At 71.5% G+C, this 23,968-nt stretch carries 13 protein-coding genes and 1 pseudogene; 9 read left to right on the top strand and 5 right to left on the bottom strand.

Annotation, left to right across the window (positions count from 1 at the left end; genetic code table 11):
* The first annotated feature begins 216 nt into the window (after nt 1–216).
* Entirely contained in the window at nt 217–1,185 is a 969-nt protein-coding gene (locus ACZ4N5_RS40505; RefSeq protein ID WP_467761978.1) for a hypothetical protein, read from the top strand.
* 120 nt (nt 1,186–1,305) lie between these two features.
* On the opposite strand, the gene ACZ4N5_RS40500 is transcribed toward ACZ4N5_RS40505, so the two are convergent.
* Both ACZ4N5_RS40500 and ACZ4N5_RS40495 read right to left on the bottom strand, forming a co-directional pair.
* Nucleotides 1,306–1,518, bottom strand: coding sequence for a DUF397 domain-containing protein (locus ACZ4N5_RS40500; RefSeq protein ID WP_467761977.1), 213 nt, complete (start codon nt 1,516–1,518; stop codon nt 1,306–1,308).
* Nucleotides 1,515–2,345 carry a helix-turn-helix domain-containing protein gene (locus ACZ4N5_RS40495; protein ID WP_467761976.1) on the bottom strand — a complete coding sequence of 277 codons (831 nt, stop codon included), beginning with the start codon at nt 2,343–2,345 and terminating at the stop codon, nt 1,515–1,517. Before ACZ4N5_RS40495 ends, ACZ4N5_RS40500 begins: the two co-directional genes overlap by 4 nt.
* A gap of 240 nt (nt 2,346–2,585) precedes the next feature.
* On the opposite strand from ACZ4N5_RS40495, the gene ACZ4N5_RS40490 reads away from it, so the two are divergent.
* From ACZ4N5_RS40490 to ACZ4N5_RS40475, 4 genes and pseudogenes are all read left to right on the top strand, one after another.
* Nucleotides 2,586–2,987 (top strand): ATP-binding protein, encoded by a 402-nt coding sequence (locus tag ACZ4N5_RS40490; protein ID WP_467761975.1) that lies wholly within the window; start codon nt 2,586–2,588, stop codon nt 2,985–2,987.
* 302 nt (nt 2,988–3,289) lie between these two features.
* A pseudogene (locus ACZ4N5_RS40485) lies at nt 3,290–3,508 on the top strand (ABC transporter permease); the annotation flags it as partial.
* 536 nt (nt 3,509–4,044) lie between these two features.
* Nucleotides 4,045–4,800, top strand: coding sequence for a thioesterase II family protein (locus ACZ4N5_RS40480; RefSeq protein WP_467761998.1), 756 nt, complete (start codon nt 4,045–4,047; stop codon nt 4,798–4,800).
* Nucleotides 4,801–5,087: 287 nt separating this feature from the next.
* Complete coding sequence (locus ACZ4N5_RS40475) at nt 5,088–7,946, top strand: helix-turn-helix transcriptional regulator (protein WP_467761974.1); 2,859 nt, start codon at nt 5,088–5,090, stop codon at nt 7,944–7,946.
* 101 nt (nt 7,947–8,047) lie between these two features.
* Here ACZ4N5_RS40475 and ACZ4N5_RS40470 read toward each other — a convergent pair whose 3' ends face one another.
* Nucleotides 8,048–8,683, bottom strand: a complete 636-nt coding sequence (locus ACZ4N5_RS40470) for a response regulator (RefSeq protein ID WP_467761973.1) — start codon at nt 8,681–8,683, stop codon at nt 8,048–8,050.
* The gene (locus tag ACZ4N5_RS40465) at nt 8,673–9,968 is read right to left on the bottom strand and encodes a sensor histidine kinase (protein WP_467761972.1); all 1,296 of its coding nucleotides are present in this window, start codon (nt 9,966–9,968) and stop codon (nt 8,673–8,675) included. Before ACZ4N5_RS40465 ends, ACZ4N5_RS40470 begins: the two co-directional genes overlap by 11 nt.
* A 232-nt stretch (nt 9,969–10,200) precedes the next feature.
* Between ACZ4N5_RS40465 and ACZ4N5_RS40460 the strand changes: the two genes are divergently transcribed.
* Genes ACZ4N5_RS40460 through ACZ4N5_RS40450 form a run of 3 tightly spaced genes read left to right on the top strand, consistent with a single transcriptional unit; the run spans nt 10,201 to nt 12,861 of the window.
* Nucleotides 10,201–10,755, top strand: coding sequence for a hypothetical protein (locus tag ACZ4N5_RS40460; RefSeq protein ID WP_467761971.1), 555 nt, complete (start codon nt 10,201–10,203; stop codon nt 10,753–10,755).
* A gap of 58 nt (nt 10,756–10,813) precedes the next feature.
* A complete protein-coding gene (locus ACZ4N5_RS40455) occupies nt 10,814–11,314 on the top strand; it encodes a PH domain-containing protein (protein WP_467761970.1) in 501 nt (166 codons plus the stop codon).
* Complete coding sequence (locus ACZ4N5_RS40450) at nt 11,311–12,861, top strand: PH domain-containing protein (protein WP_467761969.1); 1,551 nt, start codon at nt 11,311–11,313, stop codon at nt 12,859–12,861. The genes ACZ4N5_RS40455 and ACZ4N5_RS40450 overlap by 4 nt, the downstream gene beginning before the upstream one ends.
* 147 nt (nt 12,862–13,008) lie before the next feature.
* On the opposite strand, the gene ACZ4N5_RS40445 is transcribed toward ACZ4N5_RS40450, so the two are convergent.
* Nucleotides 13,009–14,127 (bottom strand): nucleotide disphospho-sugar-binding domain-containing protein, encoded by a 1,119-nt coding sequence (locus ACZ4N5_RS40445; RefSeq protein WP_467761968.1) that lies wholly within the window; start codon nt 14,125–14,127, stop codon nt 13,009–13,011.
* Nucleotides 14,128–14,369: 242 nt separating this feature from the next.
* Between ACZ4N5_RS40445 and ACZ4N5_RS40440 the strand changes: the two genes are divergently transcribed.
* On the top strand, nt 14,370–23,968 hold a 9,599-nt coding region (locus ACZ4N5_RS40440), incomplete at its 3' end, for a type I polyketide synthase (protein WP_467761967.1).

The following is a 23,968-nucleotide window of genomic DNA, read 5'->3' as shown; positions in this document are numbered from 1 at the left end:
CCGCAGTCGTGACCGCAAACGCCTGCGTCCGGCGGCGAGCGACCGGGGAGGTACGTCGGAACTCCGTGGCCCTGAGCCGGGTCCTCGGACATGATGAACGGCGTTGTCCAGGCAGAGGTGGTAGTCGGGGTGGCGATTTCGTGGGCGACGCGGGAGTTGCTCGACAGGTACGTCAGTGATCCGAAGGCGGTGACCTGGCGGTGGGAGTCGATGGTCGTGGACGTGGTGCTGCGGTACGGGTCCCGATCCGACGTGGAGGCGCTTCTCCCGGTGTTCCTCGACGATCCCGGAGCGCGCGAGGCACTGGTTCCGATATTCGCCCGGCACGGAGACATCGGTGTGGCTGAACGCCTGCTGGAAGCGACCGTCGAGGCGGGCAGGTTGCGCGACGGTGTGCCGACCGGTGTGCTGCACGCTGTCGGTTACCTGGGATGCGAGTCGGCCGAGCGGATGCTGTGGGAGCACGTTGACGGTCCTCGCCGCGATCACCACGAGGTGATGGACGCGTGCCTGGGGTTGCTGCACCTGTCGTGTCAGGGGCTGCGGACCGAGATCGCGGAGGCACTCGGGCGGCACGTCGGCTCCAACGTGTTCCCTGAGTTCTTGCCGATCCTCGCCACGAAGACGGGTGACCCGACTTGGCTGGGAAAGCTCGTCGAGTGGGGCGAGGGTGGCGCGTCCACGGACTGCAACGGCGGACTGATCCTGGGCATCGCCCTGCATGGTGATGCCGCGCGCGCCGAATTCACCCGGCTGTTGTGGAACCCGCGCTGGCAGGCATACGGCGGCGGGACCGGATCGGACTACTGGGCGTATGCGGGCACACGCGTGCTGGGACTCGGTATGCCGGAGCTGTACGCCGAGCTGGTTGCGCAATTGGGTTCCGACGAGGGCTCCGACAAGAAGCGGCACTGCATCGAGACATTCACGGCCCTCCTGAGTCATTGGCTGGACCGTGGCTGGGTCGGTCTGCGTACAGCGCCGGATCCAGAAGAGAGCAGTGACGCCCTGTGCAGCCTTCTGTTCGACGGGTCCTCCCCTGACGAGGACGACTCGTTGATCGGCCTGGCCGGCCGCGTGCTCGGCCACGACGACCGGCTTGTCACCGAGTTGCACCACCTGGAGGCGACCCTGCGGAGTGAGGCGAGACACGAGCTGGAGCTTCGCGTGGTCGCATCTCATTGACGGGCGAAGTCCTACCGACTCCGCAGGTCGGACACCTGGCCTAGCGAGGTCAATGGAAGGCCCTCGCGCCCCGGAACCGATCGTGGACGGTCGCGGGGCGCGAGAAGGGCGTGCCTCGGCTCAGCCGGTGTGCCCGGCCGCGAAGCCGATGAACTCGGTCCAGGCGTCGTGGCCGAGGCTCACTATGGGGCCGGCCGTGTTCTTCGAGTCGCGTACGAGTGTGATGCCCATCCAGGGGGCTACTTCGACGCATTCGCCGCCTTCGCCGCTGCTGTAGCTGCTCTTGCTCCAGGCCGACTCGGGCACGATCCCAACCGGGTCTACGACGCTCATCTCTCCCCTAGCAACTTCTCAACGAAGGCCAGCGATTCGCGCGGAGTGAGTGCCTCGGCGCGGAGAATCCCGTACTGCTCTTCGAGTTCTCGGACCGACTTCCGCTCCGTGTAGAGGCGGCTGTCCTTGTGCACCTCTACGTAGGCGATCCTCCGCCCGTCCAGGGTCTCGATCAAGGTGAACGGGCCGGCAAGTCCCGCATGGTCCTCGCGCTCCGTGGGCATCACCTGAACCTTGACGTTACGCCGATGGCTGTGGAGCAGCATCTGCTCCAACTGGCCGCGCATTACAGGCCAACCGCCCAGTGGACGTCGTAGAACTGACTCTTCGATCACGAAGCTGATCGTGGGCAGCGGCATCCGAGAGAAGATCTCCTGTCGGGCCAGGCGCGCTGCGACCCGCTGTTCGACGATCTCATCGTCCAGCAACGGGCGCCGCATGGTGAATACAGCCCGCGCGTACTCATCCGTCTGCAAGAGACCTGGTACCGCTTGGTTCGCGTAGATGTGCAGCTCGACGGCTTCTGCCTCCAGACGCGCCGCGTCCCGGAAGAACGCCGGATACTGCGCCCGAGCCACCTCCTCCTTCCCCGCTCCCAACACCCCGCCCGCGTCCAGCACTTCATCGGCGCGGTCGATGAACCTGGGCGGTGGAATCCGCCTCCCCTGCTCGAAGGAGGCGATCGTCGACGCCGAGTACCCCGTCCGCGCTCCCAGTTCCGCCCGGTCGAGTCCCGTCCGCTCCCGGAACAGCTTCAACTGCCGCCCGAACACGTGCAGGATGCCCGCCCCGGACTCGTATTCACCCTCCGCCCGCTGCTCCTCCACGCCCGGCACCTCCCGTGCGTACCGCCAATGGAACCGCTTCCGCGACCAACGTGCCGCGGGGGAGGCCGGTCACGCCTCACTCCGCGTACAACCGCCCGGCCGTCACGTACAACAGGTGCCGGTCCGCGCGTCATGCCTGTTCAAAGCTACGCACGGGCCACGACCGTTCTCCCCATGAAGCCGGAAATTCCCCCACACAGGCATATGCCGCAACGCACAGTGGTCGCACGGGAGTTCGCGATGCGGTTCACATCGACCCCACGCGGCGCACGACTCGCCCGCCGCCTCATCTCGCACCGGCTGAACGAGTGGGGCCACCCTTACACGTCACCGGCCAACGAGACCGTCACCCTGATCACGGCGGAACTCACCGCGAACGCCGTCCGGCACGGCCATGTCCCCGGCCGCGACTTCCACCTCCGGCTCGCCACGACCGACGACGTCCTACGGGTCGAGGTCACCGACACACGGGCCGAGAGAGTGCCCGTCCAGGCGCCGCCGCACCCGGAGGAGGAGTCCGGGCGCGGCCTGCTCCTCGTCGACGCCCTGGCCGACGACTGGGGGGTCGCCCCACGCCCCGCCGCCCCCGGTAAGACCGTATGGGCGGAGGTACGCCTCCCCACGCCGGCGGGCACACCTTGAACACGGCTGGTGCGAGGTCACATGTCGAGTGTCATGAGGAGGCGACGGGCGCCGGGGCCGAAGTGGTCCGGGCGAGGGCCCGAGGGGTCGCGGACGAAGCCAAGAGACAGGTAGAGCGCTATGGCCGGGTCGTCCCCGCGCCCGCCTCGGCCCAGCCCTGCACACAGTCTGGGACCAGCTGGAGAAGACCCCGGGCTACAGCAGGCAGTGGAACACCCTGACCCGGCGCATCCGGGGCCAACTCGCCCTCCATGCAATTCAGTTGCGTCAGGAGGTGCCGACCTTGCACTGATCGGGCAGGGATCGGAGTCCCGGCCGGGTTCGCGCTGCACGGCTATGTGCTGCCGGTCATGGGAGAGGCCGCGGGCACCGGCCTGCCGCCGTCGGTCCTCGATGTGTACGACACCTCGCAACTGCTGCTGCTGGGTCTGGCCGGGGTGCTCGTCGCCCTGCTGGGCGCGATGGTCCCGGCGGGCTGGGCGGCCAAGGTCCGTACGGCCACGGCGTTGCGCACCGAGTGACCGGCGGGCGGTCGACGCCGTGCGGTGCCCGCCGAGACGCGGCGGTCCGAACCGTGCGGCGCCGGTGGCGAGGGGCGGCCGACGCCGGGGGGTCGGCCCGCGCCGGCCGCCCCCTCGCCACCGGCCCGGCGGCTGTGCGGGTGCCCCCGCCCCCTACGGCGGGCACGCGGGCACCCGGCGAGGAACTCGCCTCCGTGGGAAGCACTTTGCGGTGGGTTCCCTCAACACCCTTAAAGCATGGGCAAAGAAAGCGACCCCGGGTGAACCGGTCGCGATTTTTGTCGTCGGGCAGTGGTCGTAGGGGTGTACGGGGCGAAGCGCGCGTGTCCGGGCGGGCTGTGGGGTGGTCAGGCCAGGTGAACACCTGGTCAGAATGGTGGAACAGGTGGTTCCAGCCAAAGGGGTGAGTAGGGGTACTCCCGGCTTTGTCGGCTCTGCTAGACATGACCTTGCCCGCAGCGCGTACGAAGGCGGAACAAGGGTTCGAGGCAAACGAGCGCGCTGCATCTGGGGCCAGAACAGGGGGTTTCAATCCGTTGATTGAAAAGCAAAACACCAGTCGTTGGGTTCGCCGTTACCATGCTTCGGACGAAAGCCCGATCCAGCTGGTCTGTCTGCCGCACGCGGGCGGGTCGGCCTCTTTCTATTTCCCGATGTCCCAGGCCCTGGCGCCCGCCGTGGACGTGCTCTGCGTGCAGTACCCAGGTCGTCAGGACCGCCGGGAGGAGCCCGGCATCACCGACATCGGCGCCTATGCCGACGCGCTGATCAGCCAGATCCGTCCTTGGACCGACCGGCCGCTGGCCTTCTTCGGGCACAGCATGGGCGCGGTGCTGGCCTTCGAGGTGACCCGCAGGCTGGAGCGTGACCACGGGGTCGGCCCGGTGCGGATCTTCGCCTCCGGCCGCCGCTCGCCCGCCAGTCACCGGCACGAGACCGTGCACCTGCGCGACGATGATGGAATTGTCGAGGAAATGCGCGAACTCAGTGGAACCGATGGGAGGATCCTCGGCGACGAGGAAATCCTCCGCATGGTGCTGCCCGCGATCCGCACCGACTACATCGCGATCGAGAGCTATCGCGCATCGGCCGAGGACTCGGTCCGCGCACCCATCACCGTACTGACCGGGGACGCCGATCCCCGCACCAGTTCGGAGGAAGCGGAAGCCTGGGCGGCACACACGTCCGGCGCGTTTGATATCCACCGTTTCCCCGGCGGCCACTTCTTCTTGGCGAACCATCAGGAACAGATCCTGAAGATTGTCTCCGAGGAACTCGCCGCCGTCCGTTGAAAATCGGACGGAATTTCGAGCACGTACAATAGCGGTAGCGGCCGGGGGGACCACCCCGGCCCGGCCCCCGCCGGAAGACGCACTGGCGCCGGGGCCCAGCACGTCGCCCGGCCCCTGGCCGAACGGCGACGATCGCACGGGGCGGGTCGCCGAGTTGACCCGGGCAGCGCGCTGCCCGCACGCCCCCTTTGCGCACCGGCCGCTCGATGTGGCGCCCTGACCAGGCGTCCGCCGTGCCGGTCGCGCAGGCCTCAGGAAAGTCATGCGTATCGGGGGAAGGAAAGCCAGTGGCCGCTAGGCTCGTCGAGCGGGACAAGCAACTGGAGACATTGAGGGAATTGCTCGGCAGCGCCGACAGAGGGCGCGGGCGTGTCGCCGTCATCAGCGGCGTGGTCGCCGGCGGAAAGACAAGTCTGCTGGAGGGCTTCACCCAGGAGGCCATCACCGCCGGCGCGCTGGTCCTGGAGGCTGCCGGATCCCGCGCCGAACGCTATTTGCCGTTCGGCATCCTGCGCCGGATCCTCGACGCCGCCGCCCCTCACGCGCCCGACGTCCACGCCTACGCACTCTCCCTGCTGGACCAGGTCCTCTCCGGCACCGTCGACGGCGACAGCGCCATGGACGCCGGCATGGCCGTACTGCCGCACCTGTCCACCGCGCTGCTGCAGATCGCCCGGGACCGCACCGTGGTCATCGCCGTCGACGATGTGCACCACGGCGACGACGTCTCCCTCGCCTTCCTGCTCTGCCTCGCCCGCCGGGTGCGCCAGGCCGGGGTCCTCATCGTGCTGACCGCCGCCGTCCGGCTGCGGCCCGCCCAACTCGCCTTCCACGCGGAGCTCCAGCGTCAGCCCAACTGCACCAGCCTGCGACTGCCGCTGCTCACCGCCGAGGGCACCGCGCGGGTGCTGGCCGACCACTTCTCGCCCGCCGCCGCCCAGCGGCTGGCCGCCGAGTGCCAGGAGACCACGGGCGGCAACCCGTTGCTGGTCGGAGCGCTCATCGAGGACGGACTGCGGGCGCGGGAGACCAGCGAGCCCTTCCAGCGGCTGGCCCCCGCCGAGACGTTCGAGCGGGCCGTCATGGACTGCCTGTACCGAGGCGACCCCGAACTCCTGGCCGTCGCCCGCGCCGTCGCCGTCCTCGGCGACTCCGGATCCGCGCGCCTGCTCAGCCAGGTCGCCGACCTGCACGTGAAGGCCACCGAGCAGGCGCTGCGGGACCTGAGCGGGTGCGGGCTGGTGCGCGGCGCCACCTTCCGGGACCCGGCCGCGCGGGACGCGGTGCTCGAAGCCCTGCCGCCCGCCGCCCTGTCCGCCCTGCATCAGCGCGCCGCCCGGCTGCTGCACCAGGAGGGCGCCGCCGCCCTCGACGTGGCCCGCCACCTGCTCGCCGCCCGTCGCACCGCCGAGGAGTGGGCGATCCCCGTGCTGCAGGAGGCCGCCGAGTACGCCCTCGTCGGCGACGAGCACCAACTGGCCCTCCAGTGCGGCGAATTGGCTGTCTCCTCCTGCCCCGACGGCCCTCGCCACACGGCCCTGAATTCCCGGCTGGTGAGCATCGTCTGGCGCAGCAGCCCGGCGGCGGCCGAGAGCCATCTGCGGCGGCTCGCACGCGAGTTGGCCGACGGATTGCTCACCGACCGCGACCTCGTCCAGACCGTCTCCTGCCTGGTGTGGATGGGCGAGGCGCGACGCGCCGGCGAGGCCGTGCGACACCTGCAGACCTCGGGCCGGGAGGCTGTGGCCGCCGGACGTCGCCCGGTGTACGACCCGGGCACCCTCGCCGCCGCCGGCAACTGGCTCTCCATGATCAGCCCCCCGCTCGGCGACACCGACACCGAACAGGACGCTCCGACAACGATGTTGGGCGCCCGCGCCGCCGACGCGACCCCGTACGACATGCCGGACAACGCCTACGTCCAGGCCGCCGACGCCATGCGCACCGCGCTGCGCGGCACCCAGCACGCCGAGGCGACCGCCGCCGAGGCCACCCGGGTGCTCCAGCGCTACCCGCTCGGCGACCGCACCCTCCAGCCCCTCGTCTTCGCGCTGCTCGCCCTGGTCTACGCAGGTCGCCCCGACCTCGCCCTTGCCTGGTGCGAGCGGCTGCTGGGGGAGTGCTCCGCCCGCAACGCCCCCACCTGGCAGGCCGCGCTCAGCGCGGTGCGCGCCGAGATCTCGCTGCGCCAGGGCGACCTGCCGGGCGCCGCCGCCCAGGCTCGGCACGCCATGTCGCTGATCTCCCCGCAGAGTTGGGGCGTCAGCGTTGCCCTGCCGCTGGCGACCCTCGTCGAGGCGGAGACCCACATGGGCAACCACGAGGACGCCCGGAGCCTGCTCGAACAGCCCGTTCCCGAGGCCATGTTCGACACTCTGCTCGGCCTGCACTACCTGCGTGCCCGGGGCCGCAGCCACCTCGCCACCGGCCGCTACCACGCCGCCCTGCGCGACTTCCTCAACTGCGGCGAGCTGATGCAGTCCTGGCAGGTGGACGCGGCCGAACTGGTGCCGTGGCGGCTGGACGCCGCCGAGGCCTGGCTCGCCCTGGGCAAGCCGGCCCACGCCAAGGAGTACACCGAGCAGCAGCGGCGCCGCGAGACCGGCACCCAGGGCAGCCGCACCCGTGGGCTGCTCCTGCTCGCCGCGGCCCGCACCGGCACCGACCTCTCCGCCCGGCTCAAGCGCCTCACCGAAGCGGTCGAGACCCTGGAGGAAGGCGGCAGCAGGCTCCATCTCGCGGTCGCACTGGGCGAGTTGGGCGGTGGATACCGCGCGCTCGGCGACTTCAACCGGGCCCGGATGCTGGTGCGCAAGGCCTGGCACGTCGCCAAGTCCTGCGGCGCCGAGCCGCTGTGCCGGCAGTACATGCCGGGCCACGGCGACGGCGAGGTCCCGGTGCCCGCCGGGCCGGCAAGCGGCGAGGCGGAGCAGCCCAACGAGGTCGAGGTCCTCTCCGAGGCCGAGGCGCGCGTGGCCCTGCTGGCCGCCCGGGGCCACACCAACCGCGAGATCGCCACCAAGCTGTACGTGACCATCTCCACGGTCGAGCAGCATCTGACGCGGATATACCGCAAGTTGAAGGTGAAGCGGCGCCGGGACCTGCCCGACCGCCTCTCGGACGTGTGCCTGCCGGGCGTCGCCTGACCGTACGGGCGGTCCGCCTGGCAGCACTTCGCCCCGCCGCGCGGCGGCGGGGCGACCCGAGGAGGTCGGTGCCGGGCCCTTCTCCCGTGGGGGCGGGGACCTCAGGGCAGCAACCCACGCTCCAGCGCCGTGATCACCGCCGACGTCCGGTCGGAGACCCCCAGCTTCTTGAAGGAGCGCAGCAGGTGCGTCTTCACCGTCGCCTCGCTGATGAACAGCCGCTTGCCGATGTCGGCGTTCGTCAGCCCCTGGCTGACCAGGTGGAGCACCTCGCGCTCGCGATCCGACAGCAGCGGGGGCGGCTCCGGCAGCCGGGCGCGGAACAGCTTGGGCGCCAGCGACGGTGTCAGCACCGTCTCGCCGCGCGCCGCCGCCTTCACCGCCTGCACCAGGTCCTCGCGCGAACTGCCCTTGAGGAGATAGCCCGCCGCGCCCGCCTCCACCGCGCGCAGGATATCCGTGTCCGTCTCGTACGTCGTGACGATCACCACCTTGGTGGCGGGGGCGACGCGCAGAATGTGGCCGGTGGTCTCCACCCCGTCCATGCCGCCCATCTGCAGGTCGAGCAGCACGATGTCCGGCGGGGAGACGGCGACCATGGCCACCGCCTCCTCGCCCGAACCGGCCTGCCCCACCACGTCGATGCCCTCGGCGGAGCGCAGCATCGAGCTCAGGCCCTCGCGCACCATCGGATGGTCGTCGACCAGCATCACGCCGATCGTCCCGTCAGAGCTCATCGGCTTCCCCTGCTTCCTCGACGTCCTCGGTCCGGCCTGCCCGGGCGTCCTCCATGGGCACCGGGACGCTCACTTCGACGGTCGTGCCCCTGCCCGGGGCGCTGTCCACTGTGGAGTCCCCACCGATCTCCTGGGCGCGGGTGCGCATGCCGGGCAGCCCGAAGCCGCCCTTCTCGCCCGACGCCCGCTCGCCGGGTACGAACCCCGGCCCGTCGTCGCGTACGTACAGCCGTACCGTGTCCGTCCCGTACAGCAGTCGCACCTCTGCGGAACAGGCCTTGGGGGCGTGCTTGCGGATGTTGGCCACCGCCTCCTGCAGCGAGCGCAGCAGCACCACGCTGACCGCCATGGGCAGTTCGCGCTCGTTGCCCTTCACGACCACCTCGGCGCGCATCCCTGTCTGTGCGACGAGCCCCTCGGCCTGTCGGCGCGCGGCCTGCACCAGCGAGGACTCCTTGAGTACCGGCGGGGTCAACGCGGTGACGAACTCCCGTGCCTCCGCCAGGGATTCGCGGGCCACCTCCCCGGCCAGACCCAGGTGCGAGCGGGCCACCTCCGGGTCGGTGGCGAAGCCCGCCTCGGCCGCTTGGACGAGGCTGATGATGCTGGTCAGACCCTGGGCGAGAGTGTCGTGGATCTCGCGGGCCAGCCGCTCGCGCTCGGCCGCGACGCCTGCCTCCCGCGACAGCCGCGCCACCCGCTCGCGGTTGCGCCGCAGTTCGTCGATCAGGGTCCCGCGCTCCCGGCTCTGCCGGGTCACCCGGGTGATCCACAACCCCAGCATCACCGACAACGCGATGCCCAGCAGCGAGGTCGGCAGCACGGCCGCGATGTCCCGGCTCAGGGTGCCCCCGCGCAGCCACACCACGATCACCGGCATCAGGTTCGCCAGCGTCACCACGGCGATCGCCGGGGAGGTCGCCAGGCTCATCATCAGCATCGGCACCACGGCGAACAGCGCGAAGGACGACGCCAGGTCGAAGACGACGGCCACCGAGAACAACAAGAACAGGCCCACCGAGAAGACGACGCTGCGCCGTCCGTGGTCGTCCCCGACCTGCCGCAGCATCGCGTCCCGCCCCATGGCCGCGTACCAGGGGACCGCGAGGGTCAACGCGGCCATCGCCACGGCCCGATGGACCTGCTCACCGGCGGAGGTGAACAGCAGTACGGTGGTGACGGCGTACGACACCGCGAAGAAGGCGTCCCACAGGCCGAACCACCGGGTTCCCGCCTCGGGCGCATGGTCCGGGGTCTCTGCCGCCGCCACGTTTTCAGTGCTCACCGGATCAGTCCTATCAGCCTGGTGGGGGACGGCACGAGTGCGGCCGACGGCGCAGGTCATCCTCCGCCGTCCTGCGGTGTCCACCGGTCGGTGGACAGCCGGTTCAACCGGCCGGTTGTCCGTACACCCCCCTCCCGAACCCTAGCGTTGCAGGTGAGAGCCACGGACTGCCGCCGAGCGGCACGACGCAGGCTCACGAGCACCCACGCACAGAAGGAGGAGGCTCCGCCCCATGAGCCCGTTCATGACCGCCCTGATCGCCAGCGGGACCATCCTGACCATCATTCTCGCGACCGACCTCGGCACCCGCAAGATCACCAACATGCGGCTGCTGCGCTCGATCCTCGCGGTCGCGATCGTGATCGCGCTCTTCGTCCACTCCCTGCCCCTGGACGGCAACGACCCCTCGCTCCAGCTCGCCGGCATCGGTGCGGGCGTCATCTGCGGCCTGGTCGCCGCGGCGCTGCTCCCCGCCCACTCGGGCGCCGACGGCGAGATCTACACCAAGGGCGGCATCGCCTACGCGATCGTCTGGACGATGCTGTCCGCCTCCCGCGTGCTGTTCGCCTACGGCTCCGAACACTGGTTCGCCCAGGGCATCATCAAGTTCAGCATCGACTACAAGCTGAGTGGCCAGGACGTCTACTCGAACGCCTTCGTCTTCATGGCCCTGGCCATGGTCCTCACCCGCACCGCGGTCCTGGTCGGCAAGCGCCGCCGACTGCGCGACAGCGCGGCGCCGGTGGCCGACGCCGCCGATCGGCAGGAGAGTTCCGCCGCTCGCTGAGGCCACGTCACATGCCGACTGATCACGACTCCCCGTCCCAGTAGTAGGGTGAACAGCAGTGGAACGCTTGGAAGATGTCAGGCTCCGGCCCCCGCGCAACCGGGTGGAAAGCCGCGCGATCGGCTGGTGGATGCTCCAGGCGGCGGTGTTCGCGCTCCCTCTGCCGCTCACCTTCGGCATCCTCTGTCTCAGCATCCCGCCCACCAGGCAGTTCTTCGGCTGGGCGACCCTGATCTCGCTGGTGCCCGGACTCGCCTACATGCTGGTCATGCCGCTGTGGCGCTACCGGGTGCACCGCTGGGAGACCACCGACGAGGCCGTGTACGCCGCCTCCGGCTGGCTGTGGCAGCGCTGGCGGGTCGTCCCCCTCTCCCGGGTGCAGACCGTGGACACCCTGCGCGGCCCGATCCAGCAGATGTTCGGCCTGTCCGGCATCACCGTCACGACCGCCTCCTCCTCCGGCGCCGTGAAGATCAAGGGCATCGACCACCGCACCGCCCAGGAGGTCGTCGAGCACCTGACGCGGACCACCCAGGCCACGCCGGGAGACGCCACATGAGCCACCACACCGAGCAGCGGGCCGGCACGGCCGCGTCCCGGGCCGCCGACGACGAGGCCGAGTGGGGACGGCTCAGCCCCCGGCTGCTGCTGGTCAACCTCAGCATGCTGGCCGGACCGCTCGCCCTCTTCGTCGCCACCCTCGTCCTGACCGGTGCCAACCTCCAGGCGCTGATCTCGCTCGGCTCCCTGCTGACCACCTTCCTGGTGATCACCGGGATCAGCACGATGCGCCTGATCACCACCCGCTACCGGATCACCGCCGACCGCGTGGAGCTGCGCTCCGGACTGTTGTTCCGCAGCCGCCGCTCGATCCCCAACGACCGCATCCGCAGCGTCGACCGCGACGCCAAGCCGGTGCACCGGCTCTTCGGCCTCACCACGCTGCGCATCGGCACCGGCGAGCAGACCTCGTCCTCCGCACGCCGGCTCTCCCTCGACGGCATCACCGTCCAGCAGGCCGAGGAGCTGCGCCGGCTGCTGCTGGACCGCCGCGGCACCGGCGGCGCCACCGGTACCGACGAGAACCGCACCCTCATCGAGATGGACTGGGCCTGGCTGCGCTACGCGCCGCTGACCGTATGGGGCGTCGGCACCGTCTTCATCGGCGTCGGCACCGCCTACCGCATCCTGCACGAGATGAAGATCGACCCACTGGAGCTCGGCGTCGTGAAGGACATCGAGCACCGCTTCGGCACCGTGCCGCTGTGGTTCGGCATCCTCGTCACCGTCGTGGTCGTCCTGCTGGCAGGCATCGCCGTCTCCTTCGCCACCTTCGTCGAGTCCTGGGCCAACTTCCGCCTGGAGCGCGAGCAGGACGGCGTCCTGCGGGTCCGCCGCGGTCTGCTCGTCTCCCGCTCCGTCACCATGGAGGAGCGCCGGCTGCGCGGCGTGGAGCTCGCCGAGCCGATGCTGCTGCGCTGGGCCGGCGGCGCCCGCCTCAACGCCATCGCCAGCGGCCTCGGCGACAGCGACGAGAACCGCAGCCGGAGCATCCTCACCCCGCCGGTGCCGCGCGCCGAGGCGCTGCGCGTCGCCGCGGACGTCCTCGCCGAGGAGCGCTCGCCCAACGAGGCGGCCCGGCTCGTGCTGCACCCCCGGGTGGCGCTGCGACGCCGTGTCAACCGCGGCCTGATCGTGCTCGCACTGATCGTCGCCGTCCCGCTGGGCCTGGGCCTGTGGCTCACCCAGGTCCTGGTGCACACCGCCTGGATCACCGCCCTGGTCGGGCTGCCCGTGGTGTACCTGCTGGCCAGGGACGCCCATCAGTCCCTCGGCCACGCGCTGCACGACCACTACCTGGTCGTCCGCGCCGGCACCTTCACCCGCCGCACCGCCGCCCTGGAGCGCGACGGCATCATCGGCTGGAACGTCACCCGCTCCTACTTCCAGCGGCGCAACGGACTGCTCACCATCGGCGCCACCGCCGCCGCGGGCCACGGCTCCTACAAGGTCCGCGACGTCCGCGTACGGGACGGTCTCACCCTCGCCGAGGAGACCGTGCCCGGGCTGCTCGCCCCGTTCATCGAACACGGGCCGCGCGGCTGACCCCACCGGACCAACTGGCGAACCCCCGAGAGGTGGAGGGGCGGCGACCTCCCCCGGGCCGCCCCTCCACCTCGCCCCGGTTCCCCCCGCACAAGGCAGGGGCCGTACCCGTGAACATCGGGTACGGCCCCTGCGGCGTACGGTCGTTCAGCCGGCCAGCTCCTCCAGACGCGGCACCAGCGACACCGGCGACGGCATGGTGGCGATCTCCTCGCGCACCTCGCGCGCCACCGTCGCCATCTTCTCGTCCGACAGCAGGCGGCGCAGCACCTCCACCTCCAGGTCGGCGGCCGTGCCCAGCAGACCCGCGCCCCGGTCGCGTACCGCCTCGGCGTTGATCTGCCGGTCCGCGCCGTCGGGCAGCACCAGTTGCGGGACGCCCGCGTTCAGCGCCGCCAGTGTGGTGCCGGCGCCGCCGTGGTGGACGGCCGCGTCACAGGTCCGAAGCAGCTGCGTCAGCGGAACCCAGCCCACCACCCTCACGTTGTCCGGGAGTTCGCCCAGGGCGGTGGTGTCCACGTCGCCGAGGGCCAGCACGAACTCCGCGTCCACCCCGGAGGCGGCGGCCACCAGCCGCTGTACCGGACCCAGCCCGTTGACGTGCACCGAAGCGGTGCCCAGCGTCACCCCGATCCGGCGCCGCCCCGGCTCGTCCAGCAGCCAGTCCGGCAGCACCGCACCGCTGTTGTACGGCACCGGACGCATCGACCAGCCGTCCCGCTCCGGCTCCGCCATGGTCGGCGGCGCGATGTCGATGACCGGCACCCGCTCGGCCACCTTCGCCACTCCGTGCCGGGCCGTCGTCCCGCCCAGCATCGACAGGGTCAGCTCGCGCAGCTCGGTGCCGCGCGCGAACCCGAAGTTGTGCTGCACCGCCGGAACACCCAGCCGCTCGGCGGCTATCAGACCCGCGACGAAGATCTGCTCGAAGACCACCAGGTCCGGCCTGAAGCGGTCGGCGACGTCGACGATCCCGTCCGCCAGCGACTCGTTGAGGTGCTGGAACAGGCGCAGCCCGTCCATCGGGTCCACCCCGTCCGGGCCGCGCAGCCGGGCCATCAGGTCCGGGACCGTGGACTGCAGGAAACTCTCCAGCTCGAACCCGGGGTGGACGTCGGCGACATGCAGACCGGCGTCGGCGGCCTTCAGCGCGTCGCCCGCGCTGGCCACCAGCACCTCGTGCCCGGCCGAGCGCAGCGCCCAGGCCAGCGGAACAGTCGGAAACACATGGCCAAGGGCCGGATACGTGACGAACAGCACGCGCATGAAAACGGGCTCCTCCCGCATGGACGAAGTATGTGCCGGTCTGGCGATTCGGCGATGGAATTGGATTACCATCCGCCTTGCAATTACCAGCCTTATCGGCGCATCCTGATGCAGTCGCGCATTCCGAGTCAAGGCGCTGCTCAGCGGCCCGCAATAGGGGTCGATAGGGGCTTGTTAGGGGTTTCTCGACCTTCTTCCACATGCCAGAGTGACCCCGGTCTTGCATTTTTTATTCGGGGGTAATGGAGCGCGTCATGTGGAATGAGTCCCAAGATTTCACGCTCGAAATCAACGGCACCTCCGAAACCGGCGCGACGCCGGCGGAAAGCCCCGAGGACACCCCCTGGGCGCAGCGCCTGGCCGGCCTGACCCCCGACGAGCAGCACGCCCTGCTGCTGGAGTGGGTCGCCGCCATGGCCTCCGCCGCCCTCAAGGACCAGGCCCCCGACGCACTCGACCCCGAGCGGCCCTTCATGGACCTCGGGTTCGACTCCCTGGCCGCCGTCGACCTGCACTCCCGGCTCGTCGTCGGCACCGGTCTGCGCCTGCCGGTCACCCTCGCCTTCGACCACCCCACCCCCGCCCACCTCGCCCGCCACCTGCGCGCCCGACTCCTGGGCCTCACCGAGGACATCGCGCCCGTGGCCGCCGCGACGAGCAGCGACGAACCCATCGCCATCGTCGGCATCGGCTGCCGCTTCCCCGGCGGCGTCCACTCGCCCGAGGCGCTGTGGGACCTCGTCGCCGCCGGCACCGACGCCATCACCCCCTTCCCCACCGGCCGCGGCTGGGACCTCGACGCGCTCTACGACCCCGACCCGGACAACCCCGGCACCAGCTACGCCCGCGAGGGCGGCTTCCTGCACGACGCCGATGAGTTCGACGCCGACTTCTTCGGCATCAACCCGCGCGAGGCCCTCGCCATGGACCCCCAGCAGCGGCTTCTGCTGGAGACGTCCTGGGAGGCCTTCGAACGCGTCGGCGTCGACCCCGCCACACTGCGCGGCGGCCAGGTCGGCGTTTTCGTCGGCGCCGAGACCCAGGAGTACGGCCCTCGACTCCTCGACGCCACCGACGGATTCGAGGGCTACCTCGTCACCGGCAACGCCGCCAGCGTCGCCTCCGGCCGCATCGCCTACACCTTCGGCTTCGAGGGCCCCACCGTCACCGTCGACACCGCCTGCTCCTCCTCGCTGGCCGCCCTCCACCTCGCCGCGCAGGCGCTGCGCACCGGAGAGTGCTCCCTCGCCCTCGCGGGCGGCGTCGCGGTCATGGCGAGCCCCGGCTCCTTCGTCTCCTTCAGCCGGCAGCGCGGCCTCGCACCCGACGGGCGCTGCAAGCCGTTCGCCGACGCCGCCGACGGCACGGGCTGGGGCGAGGGTGTCGGCATGCTGCTCGTCGAGCGCCTCTCCGACGCCCGCCGCAACGGCCACCAGGTCCTCGCCGTCGTGCGCGGCACCGCGCTGAACCAGGACGGCGCCTCCAACGGCCTGACCGCCCCCAGCGGCGCCGCCCAGCAGCGCGTCATCCGACAGGCCCTCGCCAACGCCGGCCTCGCGGCCGCCGACGTGGACGTCGTCGAGGCCCACGGCACCGGCACCAGGCTCGGCGACCCGATCGAGGCCCAGGCCCTGCTCGCCACGTACGGCCGCGAGCACACCGACGAACTGCCCCTCTACCTCGGCTCCCTGAAGTCGAACATCGGCCACGCCCAGTCGGCCGCCGGTGTCGCGGGCATCATCAAGATGGTCATGGCGATGCGCCACGGCGTACTGCCCCGCACCCTGCACGTCGACGCGCCCACCTCGCACGTCGACTGGAGCGCCGGCGCCGTCAGCCTGCTCACCGAGGACGTGCCCTGGCCGGAGACCGGCCGCCCGCGCCGCGCCGCCGTCTCCTCCTTCGGCATGAGCGGCACCAACGCGCACGCCGTCATCGAGGAGCCGGCCGCCGAGGACCGTACCGGGGTCCGCGCCGACGAGCCGAGCGGTCCCGACGCCGAAACCATCGACGGGAAGCAGGCAGGACCGCAGGCCTGGGTGCTGTCCGCCAAGACCCCCGAAGCGCTGCGCGGCCAGGCCCGCACCCTCGCCGCCCGCCTCGCCGCCGACCCGGAGGCGGACGCCGCCGACATCGGCCACTCCCTCGTCACCACCCGGGGCCGCTTCGAGCGACGCGCCGTCGTCCTCGGTGCGGACCGCGAGCGACTGCTCGCCGGACTGCACGCCCTCGCCGCCGGCGCCGAGGCCCCCGGCCTCGTCCAGGACCTGCCCGCCACCGGCCGACTCGCCTTCCTCTTCACCGGCCAGGGCAGCCAACGTCTGGGAATGGGAAGGGAGTTGTACGACACCTACGCGGTGTTCGCCGACGCCCTGGACGACGCCTGCTGGCACCTGGACGAGCAACTCGACGTGCCCCTGCTGGACGTACTGTTCGCCGAGGCCGGTACCCCCGAGGCCGCCCTGCTCGACCGCACCGCGTACACCCAGCCCGCGCTGTTCGCCGTCGAGGTGGCACTGTTCCGCCTGCTGGAGTCGTGGGGCGTGCGCCCCGACGTCGTGGCCGGCCACTCGATCGGTGAGATCGCGGCGGCGCACGTGGCCGGGGTGTTCTCGCTGGAGGACGCCTGCACGCTCGTCGCGGCGCGCGGCCGGCTGATGCAGGCACTGCCCGAGGGCGGGGTGATGATCGCGCTCCAGGCGACGGAGGACGAGGTCGCTCCGCTGCTGACCGAGGGCATCGGGATCGCGGCCGTCAACGGGCCGCAGTCGGTCGTCGTCGCGGGTGACGCGGACGAGGCCGAGATACTCGCGGGGTCGTTCCCCGATCGCAAGTCCAAGCGGCTCACAGTCAGTCACGCCTTCCACTCGCCGCACATGGACGGCATGCTCGCCGAGTTCCGGCGGATCGCCCAGGTCGTCGACTACGCGCGCCCCACCCTGCCCGTCGTCTCCCTCCTCACCGGCGCCGTCGCCGGCGCCGAGCTGACCGACCCCGAACACTGGGTCCGCCACGTCCGCGAGGCCGTCCGCTTCCTCGATGGTGTGCGCGCCCTCCACGAGGGCGGTGCCCGCACCTTCCTCGAGCTCGGCCCCGACCCGGTCCTCACCGCCCTCGCCCAGGAATGCGTCGACCCCGAGGGCAGCGCCTTCGCACCCGCCCTGCGCGCAGGCCGCCCCGAGGCCGAGGGCCTGCTGACCGCCGTCGCCCGCGCCCACGTCCGGGGCGCCGAGACGGACTGGTCCGCCCTCTTCGACGGCACCGGCGCCCGCCGCGTCGACCTGCCCACGTACGCCTTCCAGCGGCAGCGCTACTGGATGGACGCGACCGGTCCGGTGGCCCGGACCCTCGCCGCCGCCGGCGCCGGCGCCGACCCGGCCGACCACGACTTCTGGGACGCCGTCGAGAACGAGGACGTCGCCGGTCTCACCGCCGCCCTCGCCCTGAACCCGTCCGACGAGCAGTCCCTCGGCGAACTCGTCCCCGCCCTCTCGGCCTGGCGCCGCCGCCGCAAACTCCAGTCGGCCGTCGACTCCTGGCGCTATCGCATCACTTGGAAACCTCTGACGGGCGTCCCCTCCGGTGCTGTCGGCGGCCTGAGTGGGACGTGGTTGGTGGTGTCGGCCGCAGAGGGTGCGGGTGACGCGGACGTGGTGGCCGCGTTGTCGGGGGCGGGCGCACAGGTGCGTACCGTCGTCGTCCCGTTGGGCGTGGACCGTGCCGTGGACCGTGCTGCGATCGCCGGACTGCTCGCGGATGCCGGTGAATTGGCCGGCGTCGTCTCGTTGTTGGGTGTGGTGGACACCGCGGCCCTGGTGCAGGCGGTGGGTGATGTCGGCGTGGCGGCCGCGTTGTGGGCGGTGACGCGGGGCGCGGTTTCGGTGGGCCGGTCCGAGCGGCTGGTCGACCCGGTTGCCGCCGAGGTGTGGGGGCTGGGGCGGGTCGTGGCCCTGGAGGACCCGGACCGTTGGGGTGGTCTGATCGACATTCCGGCGGAGCTGGACGGGCGGGCCGTTGCGCGGTTCGTCGGCGTGCTGGCCGGCAAGGAGTCCGGACTCGACGAGGATCAGGTCGCGGTGCGCGGCTCGGGTGTCTTCGGGCGTCGTCTGGTCCGGGCCCCGCAGGGTGAGGGTGCGGTGGCGTGGGCTCCGTCCGGGACGGTGTTGGTCACCGGTGGTACGGGTGCGCTGGGTGGCCGGGTGGCTCGTTGGCTGGCGGGTGCGGGTGCCCAGCGGCTGGTGCTGACCAGTCGTCGGGGCATGGACGCTCCGGGTGCTGCCGAACTCGCCGCTGAGCTGGCCGGTTTGGGTGTGGATGTGTCCGTGGTGGCGTGTGATGCCGCGGACCGGGACGCGCTGCGGGAGCTGCTGGCGGCCGAGGTGGAGGGTTTGACGGCCGTCGTGCATACGGCCGGTGTCCTGGACGACGGTGTGCTGGACTCCCTGACCGCCGAGCGTTTCGCGTCGGTGCTGCGGGCCAAGGCGGACTCGGCCCGCAATCTGCACGAGCTGACGGGCGAACTCGGCATCGGGCTCGATGCGTTCGTGTTGTTCTCGTCCGTGAGCGGCTCGCTCGGTGCGGCGGGTCAGGCCAACTATGCTGCCGCCAATGCCTACTTGGACGCGTTGGCCGAGCAGCGCCGCGCGGACGGCCTGGCTGCGACCTCGCTGGCCTGGGGCCCGTGGGCCGACGGCGGCATGGCCGCCGACGGCGCCCTGGAGGCCCGGATGCGGCGCGAGGGCATGCCCCCGATGGCACCCGCCACCGCCCTGGCCGCCCTGGCACACGCCGTGGGCACCGCCGACGTCGCGGTCACCGTCGCGGACATCGACTGGGAGCGGCTCACGGCCGTCCTGGCGGGGATCCGGGCCAACCGGCTGATCAGTGACCTCGTCGCGAACACGCAGGACACCCCCGCCGCCTCCGACCGCGGCTCGGTGGTCACCGGCGCCGACGTCGCCGCCACCCTGGGCCCGCTCGCCGGACTGACCCGGGCCGAGCAGGAGAAGGCACTGCTGGCTCTGGTCCGTACGCATGTGGCCGCGGTGCTCGGACACGGCGGCACGGAGGCCGTCTCGGCCGAACGCGCCTTCAAGGAGCTCGGCTTCGACTCCCTCACCGCCGTCGAGCTGCGCAACCGGCTCGGTGCCGCGACCGGCGTGCGCCTGCCCGCCACCCTCGTCTACGACTACCCGACCTCGGCCGCCCTGACCGCGTACCTGCTCGACGAACTCGGCGCTACCCCGCAGGAGTCGGAGACCGCGGCGACCGTCACGACGGCGGTCGACGACGACCCGGTCGCCATCGTCGCGATGGGCTGCCGTTTCCCCGGCGGCGTCACCACCCCAGAGGAACTGTGGGGACTGCTCGGCGACGGCACCGACGCCGTCGCCGACTTCCCGACCGACCGCGGTTGGGACTTGGCCGGACTCCTCGACGCCGGCCCCGACCGGCCGGGCGGCTCGTACACCCGCCGGGGCGGATTCCTCTACGACGCACCCGAGTTCGACGCCGACCTCTTCGGCATCTCCCCGCGCGAAGCCCTGGCGATGGATCCGCAGCAGCGGCTGCTGCTGGAGACCTCCTGGGAGGTCTTCGAGCGTGCCGGCATCGACCCGACCTCGTTGCGCGGCAGCCGGGCCGGTGTCTTCGTCGGCACCAACGGTCAGGACTACCTGTCGCTCGTCGCCCGTGAGGCCGAGGGCCTGGAGGGCCACATCGGCACCGGCAACGCCGCCAGCGTCGTCTCCGGGCGGCTCTCGTACGTCTTCGGTCTGGAGGGGCCGGCCGTCACCGTCGACACCGCATGCTCCTCCGCCCTGGTTGCGCTGCACCTCGCCGTGCAGGCGCTGCGCAACGGCGAGTGCGACATGGCGCTCGCCGGCGGCGTCACCGTGATGTCCACGCCGGACGCCTTCGTGGACTTCAGCCGCCAGCGCGGCCTCGCCGAGGACGGCCGCATCAAGGCCTTCGCGGCGGCCGCCGACGGCACCGGCTGGGGCGAGGGCGTCGGCATGCTGCTCGTCGAGCGCCTCTCCGACGCCCGGGCCAAGGGCCACCAGGTTCTCGCCCTCGTGCGCGGCTCCGCCATCAACCAGGACGGCGCCTCCAACGGACTGACCGCCCCCAACGGCCCCTCCCAACAGCGCGTCATCCGCCAGGCGCTGGCGAGCGCCGGTCTCTCGGCGACGGACGTCGACGCCGTCGAGGCGCACGGCACGGGGACGCGACTGGGCGACCCGATCGAGGCCCAGGCCCTGCTGGCGACATACGGCCAGGACCGGTCCGAGGGCCACCCGCTGCACCTGGGCTCCGTCAAGTCGAACATCGGCCACACCCAGGCCGCCGCCGGCGTCGCGGGCGTCATCAAGATGGTGCTGGCCATGCGCCACGGCATGCTGCCGCGCACCCTGCACGTGGACGAGCCCACCCCGCACGTCGACTGGTCGGCCGGGGACATCTCCCTGCTGACCGAGGCTGTGGCCTGGCCGGAGACTGGGCGTCCGCGCCGCGCCGGCGTCTCCTCCTTCGGCCTGAGCGGCACGAACGCGCACACGATCCTGGAGCAGGCGCCGACCGCGGATGCGGGGGCGCTCTTCGTCAAGTCCGGTGAGCAGGCCGGGACCGGGACGGAGATCGATGCCGGGATCGGGACCGGGACGGAGATCGATGCCGGGGTCGGGACAGAGATCGCTACCGAGACTGAGACCGAGGCGGGCAACTCTGCCGTGAACGGGCTCCCGCCGGTGCTGCCGTTCGTGCTGGCCGCCCGTACCCCGGCAGGGCTGCGCGCCCAGGCCGGTCGCCTGGCGGACCGGTTGGCGCAGGACCCGGCCGCGCGCCCAGGCGATGTCGCTTACTCCCTGACGGCCGGGCGCGCGGAGCTGGAGGCGCGGGCCGTACTGGTGGCCGGCTCCTCGGACCTCGACGGGCTCGTGGCGGGGCTGCGCGCGCTTGCCGCCGGGGAGCAGGCTCCCGGCCTGGTCCAGGACACGGTCGGTGAGGGTGGTCTCGCCTTCCTGTTCACGGGGCAGGGCAGTCAGCGGCTGGGGATGGGGCGTGAGTTGTACGCCGGGTACCCGGTGTTCGCCGATGCCTTCGACGCGGTGTGCGCCCACCTGGACACCGAGCTGGAACTCCCGCTGAAGGACGTGCTGTTCGGGGACGATGCGGAGCTGTTGAACCGTACGGAGTTCGCGCAGCCTGCCCTGTTCGCGGTGGAGGTCGCCGTCTTCCGGCTGTTCGAGTCGTGGGGTGTGCGGCCGGACTTCGTGTCCGGGCATTCGATCGGTGAGATCGCTGCCGCGCATGTGGCGGGGGTGTTCTCGCTGGAGGACGCCTGCAAGCTGGTGTCGGCCCGGGGTCGGCTGATGCAGGCGCTGCCCGAAGGCGGCGTGATGATCGCGCTGCAGGCCACCGAGGACGAGGTCGCTCCGCTGCTGTCGGAGCGGGTGAGTATTGCGGCGATCAACGGGCCGCGGTCGGTGGTCATCGCGGGTGATGCGGACGAGGCCGAGCGGATCGCCGGATCGTTCGGCGACCGCAAGTCGAAGCGGCTGACCGTCAGTCACGCGTTCCATTCGCCGCACATGGACGGCATGCTCGACGAATTCCGCGCCGTGGCGGAGTCCCTGACGTACGAGCTGCCGAAGATATCGGTGATCTCGAATGTGAGCGGTGCTCTCGCTTCGGAGCAGTTGACGCGGCCGGAGTTCTGGGTGCGTCATGTTCGTGAGGCGGTCCGCTTCGCCGACGGTGTCCGCGCTCTGGAAGCCGCGGGCGTCACCATGTTCGTCGAGTTGGGTCCGGACGGGGTTCTCTCCGCCATGGCCCAGGACTGCGTCGAGAACGCCGACGCCGTCTTCGTTCCCGTCCTCCGCGCCGGGCGCGAGGAGGCGGACGCCCTCACCACCGCCCTCGCTCGGGCCCACGCCCACGGCGTGCTCGTCGACTGGGCCGCGTACTTCGCCGGTACGGGCGCGCGCCGGGTCGACCTCCCGACGTACGCCTTCCAGCGCACGCGTTACTGGCCCAGCGGGGCCGGGCTCGCGGCCGGGGACCCGGCGGCGATCGGGCTCGGCGCGGCCGGACACCCGCTGCTCGGAGCGGCCGTCGCGCTCGCCGACTCCGAGGGTGTGCTCCTGACCGGCCGGCTGGCCCTGGACTCGCACCACTGGATCGGCGACCACGTAATCCACGGCAGCGTTTTGTTGCCGGGAACGGCGTTCGTGGACCTGGCGGTGCGGGCGGGTGACCAGGTGGGGTGCGACACGGTCGAGGAGTTGATGCTGGAGGCTCCGCTGGTGCTGCCCGAGCGTGGTGGCGTGCAGCTCCAGCTTGTCGTGGAGGCTCCGGACGGCGCGGGTCGGCGTCCGTTCAGTGTGCACTCGCGTCGGCAGGACGCGCTCGCGGAGGAGCCGTGGACCCGGCACGCCTCCGGTGCGCTGCTCGCCGGTGGGGCCCGTACCGAGGTCCCGGAACTGACGGAGTGGCCCCCGGCCGGTGCCGTACCGGTGGACGTGCGCGATCTGTACGCCGACCTGGTCGCCGAGGGGCTTGCGTACGGTCCGTTGTTCCAGGGCTTGACGGCCGCGTGGCGGCGTGGCGGCGAGCTGTTCACCGAGGTGCTGCTGCCTGAGGCCGGGCGGCGTGAGGCATCTCGGTTCGGGGTGCATCCCGCACTGCTGGACGCCGGTCTGCACGCCATCGGGTACGGCGAGTCCGAGGACACCTCCGCCGGTGCTCTGCTTCCGTTCGCCTGGTCGGGCGTCACGCTGCACGCGGCGGGTGCCACCGGGCTGCGGATGCGGCTCACTCCGCACGCCCTCGGAGACCCGCACACCTTCGCACTGCTGGTGGCGGACGAGACCGGTCACCCGGTCGCCACGGTCGACGCACTCACTCTGCGCGCGGCCTCGGCCGAGCAGGTCCGGGCGGCTGACGGTGGTCATCTGGATTCGTTGTTCCGGGTGGAGTGGGTGCCGGTTGCCGAGGTTGCCGCGGGTGCGGCGAGTGCGGCGGGTGCTGAGGGGCAGCTTTGGGCCGTTCTGGGTCGGGATGTGTACGGGCTGGCGGCCTGCAGGGCTCGGGTGACCGAGTACCCGGATGTCGCCGCGCTCTCCGCCGCGGTGGGGGCGGGCGAGCCGCTGCCGGATGCCGTGTTCGTCTCCCCGGTGGTGTCGGACGACTCCGACGTGCCGGCTGCTGTGCATGCGGCGGCGACTGTCGCGCTGGGCACTCTCCAGGCGTGGTTTGCCGACGAACTCCTCACCGGGGTAAGGCTGGTGTGGCTCACCAGCGACGCCGTGACGTCCGACCCCGTCGGTGGTGCGGTGCGTGGTTTGTTGCGTTCGGCGCAGTCCGAGAATCCGGGTCAGTTGGTGATGGTCGACCTGGATGGTCGGGCCGAGTCGCTGTCGGTGTTTCCTGCCGCCCTGGCTGTCGGTGAGCCCGAACTCGCTGTGCGGCAGGGGGTGGTGAGTGTTCCGAGGCTGGCCCGTGTCCTGGCGGGTGGGCGTGGGGACGAGGTGCCGGCGCTGTTGGGTGAGACCTCCGGGACGGTGCTGGTGACGGGTGCGACGGGCATGCTCGGCCGGCTTTTCGCCCGTCACCTGGTTGTTGAGCATGGTGCCCGCAGGCTGTTGCTGCTCAGCCGTCGTGGCGCCGATGCCGCCGGTGCTGCGGAACTGCTCGCCGAGCTGGGTGAGTTGGGTGCGGAGGTCGAGCTGGTCGCGTGCGACGTGGCCGACCGTGATGCGCTGGCCGCCGTCCTGGCCGCCGTGCCCGTGGAGTGGCCGCTGACGGCGGTGGTGCATACGGCCGGTGTCCTTGACGACGGTGT

It is taken from the genome of Streptomyces sp. NPDC026500 (assembly GCF_055567635.1).
This window is presented reverse-complemented; position numbering and strand designations above follow the sequence as displayed.

Bases quoted from the DNA above. Each gene is read 5' to 3' on its own strand.
- ACZ4N5_RS40500 (WP_467761977.1), bottom strand. From the start codon at position 1,518: ATGAGCGTCGTAGACCCGGTTGGGATCGTGCCCGAGTCGGCCTGGAGC.
- ACZ4N5_RS40490 (WP_467761975.1), top strand. From the start codon at position 2,586: ATGCGGTTCACATCGACCCCACGCGGCGCACGACTCGCCCGCCGCCTC.
- ACZ4N5_RS40470 (WP_467761973.1), bottom strand. From the start codon at position 8,683: ATGAGCTCTGACGGGACGATCGGCGTGATGCTGGTCGACGACCATCCG.
- ACZ4N5_RS40460 (WP_467761971.1), top strand. From the start codon at position 10,201: ATGAGCCCGTTCATGACCGCCCTGATCGCCAGCGGGACCATCCTGACC.
- ACZ4N5_RS40450 (WP_467761969.1), top strand. From the start codon at position 11,311: ATGAGCCACCACACCGAGCAGCGGGCCGGCACGGCCGCGTCCCGGGCC.
- ACZ4N5_RS40445 (WP_467761968.1), bottom strand. From the start codon at position 14,127: ATGCGCGTGCTGTTCGTCACGTATCCGGCCCTTGGCCATGTGTTTCCG.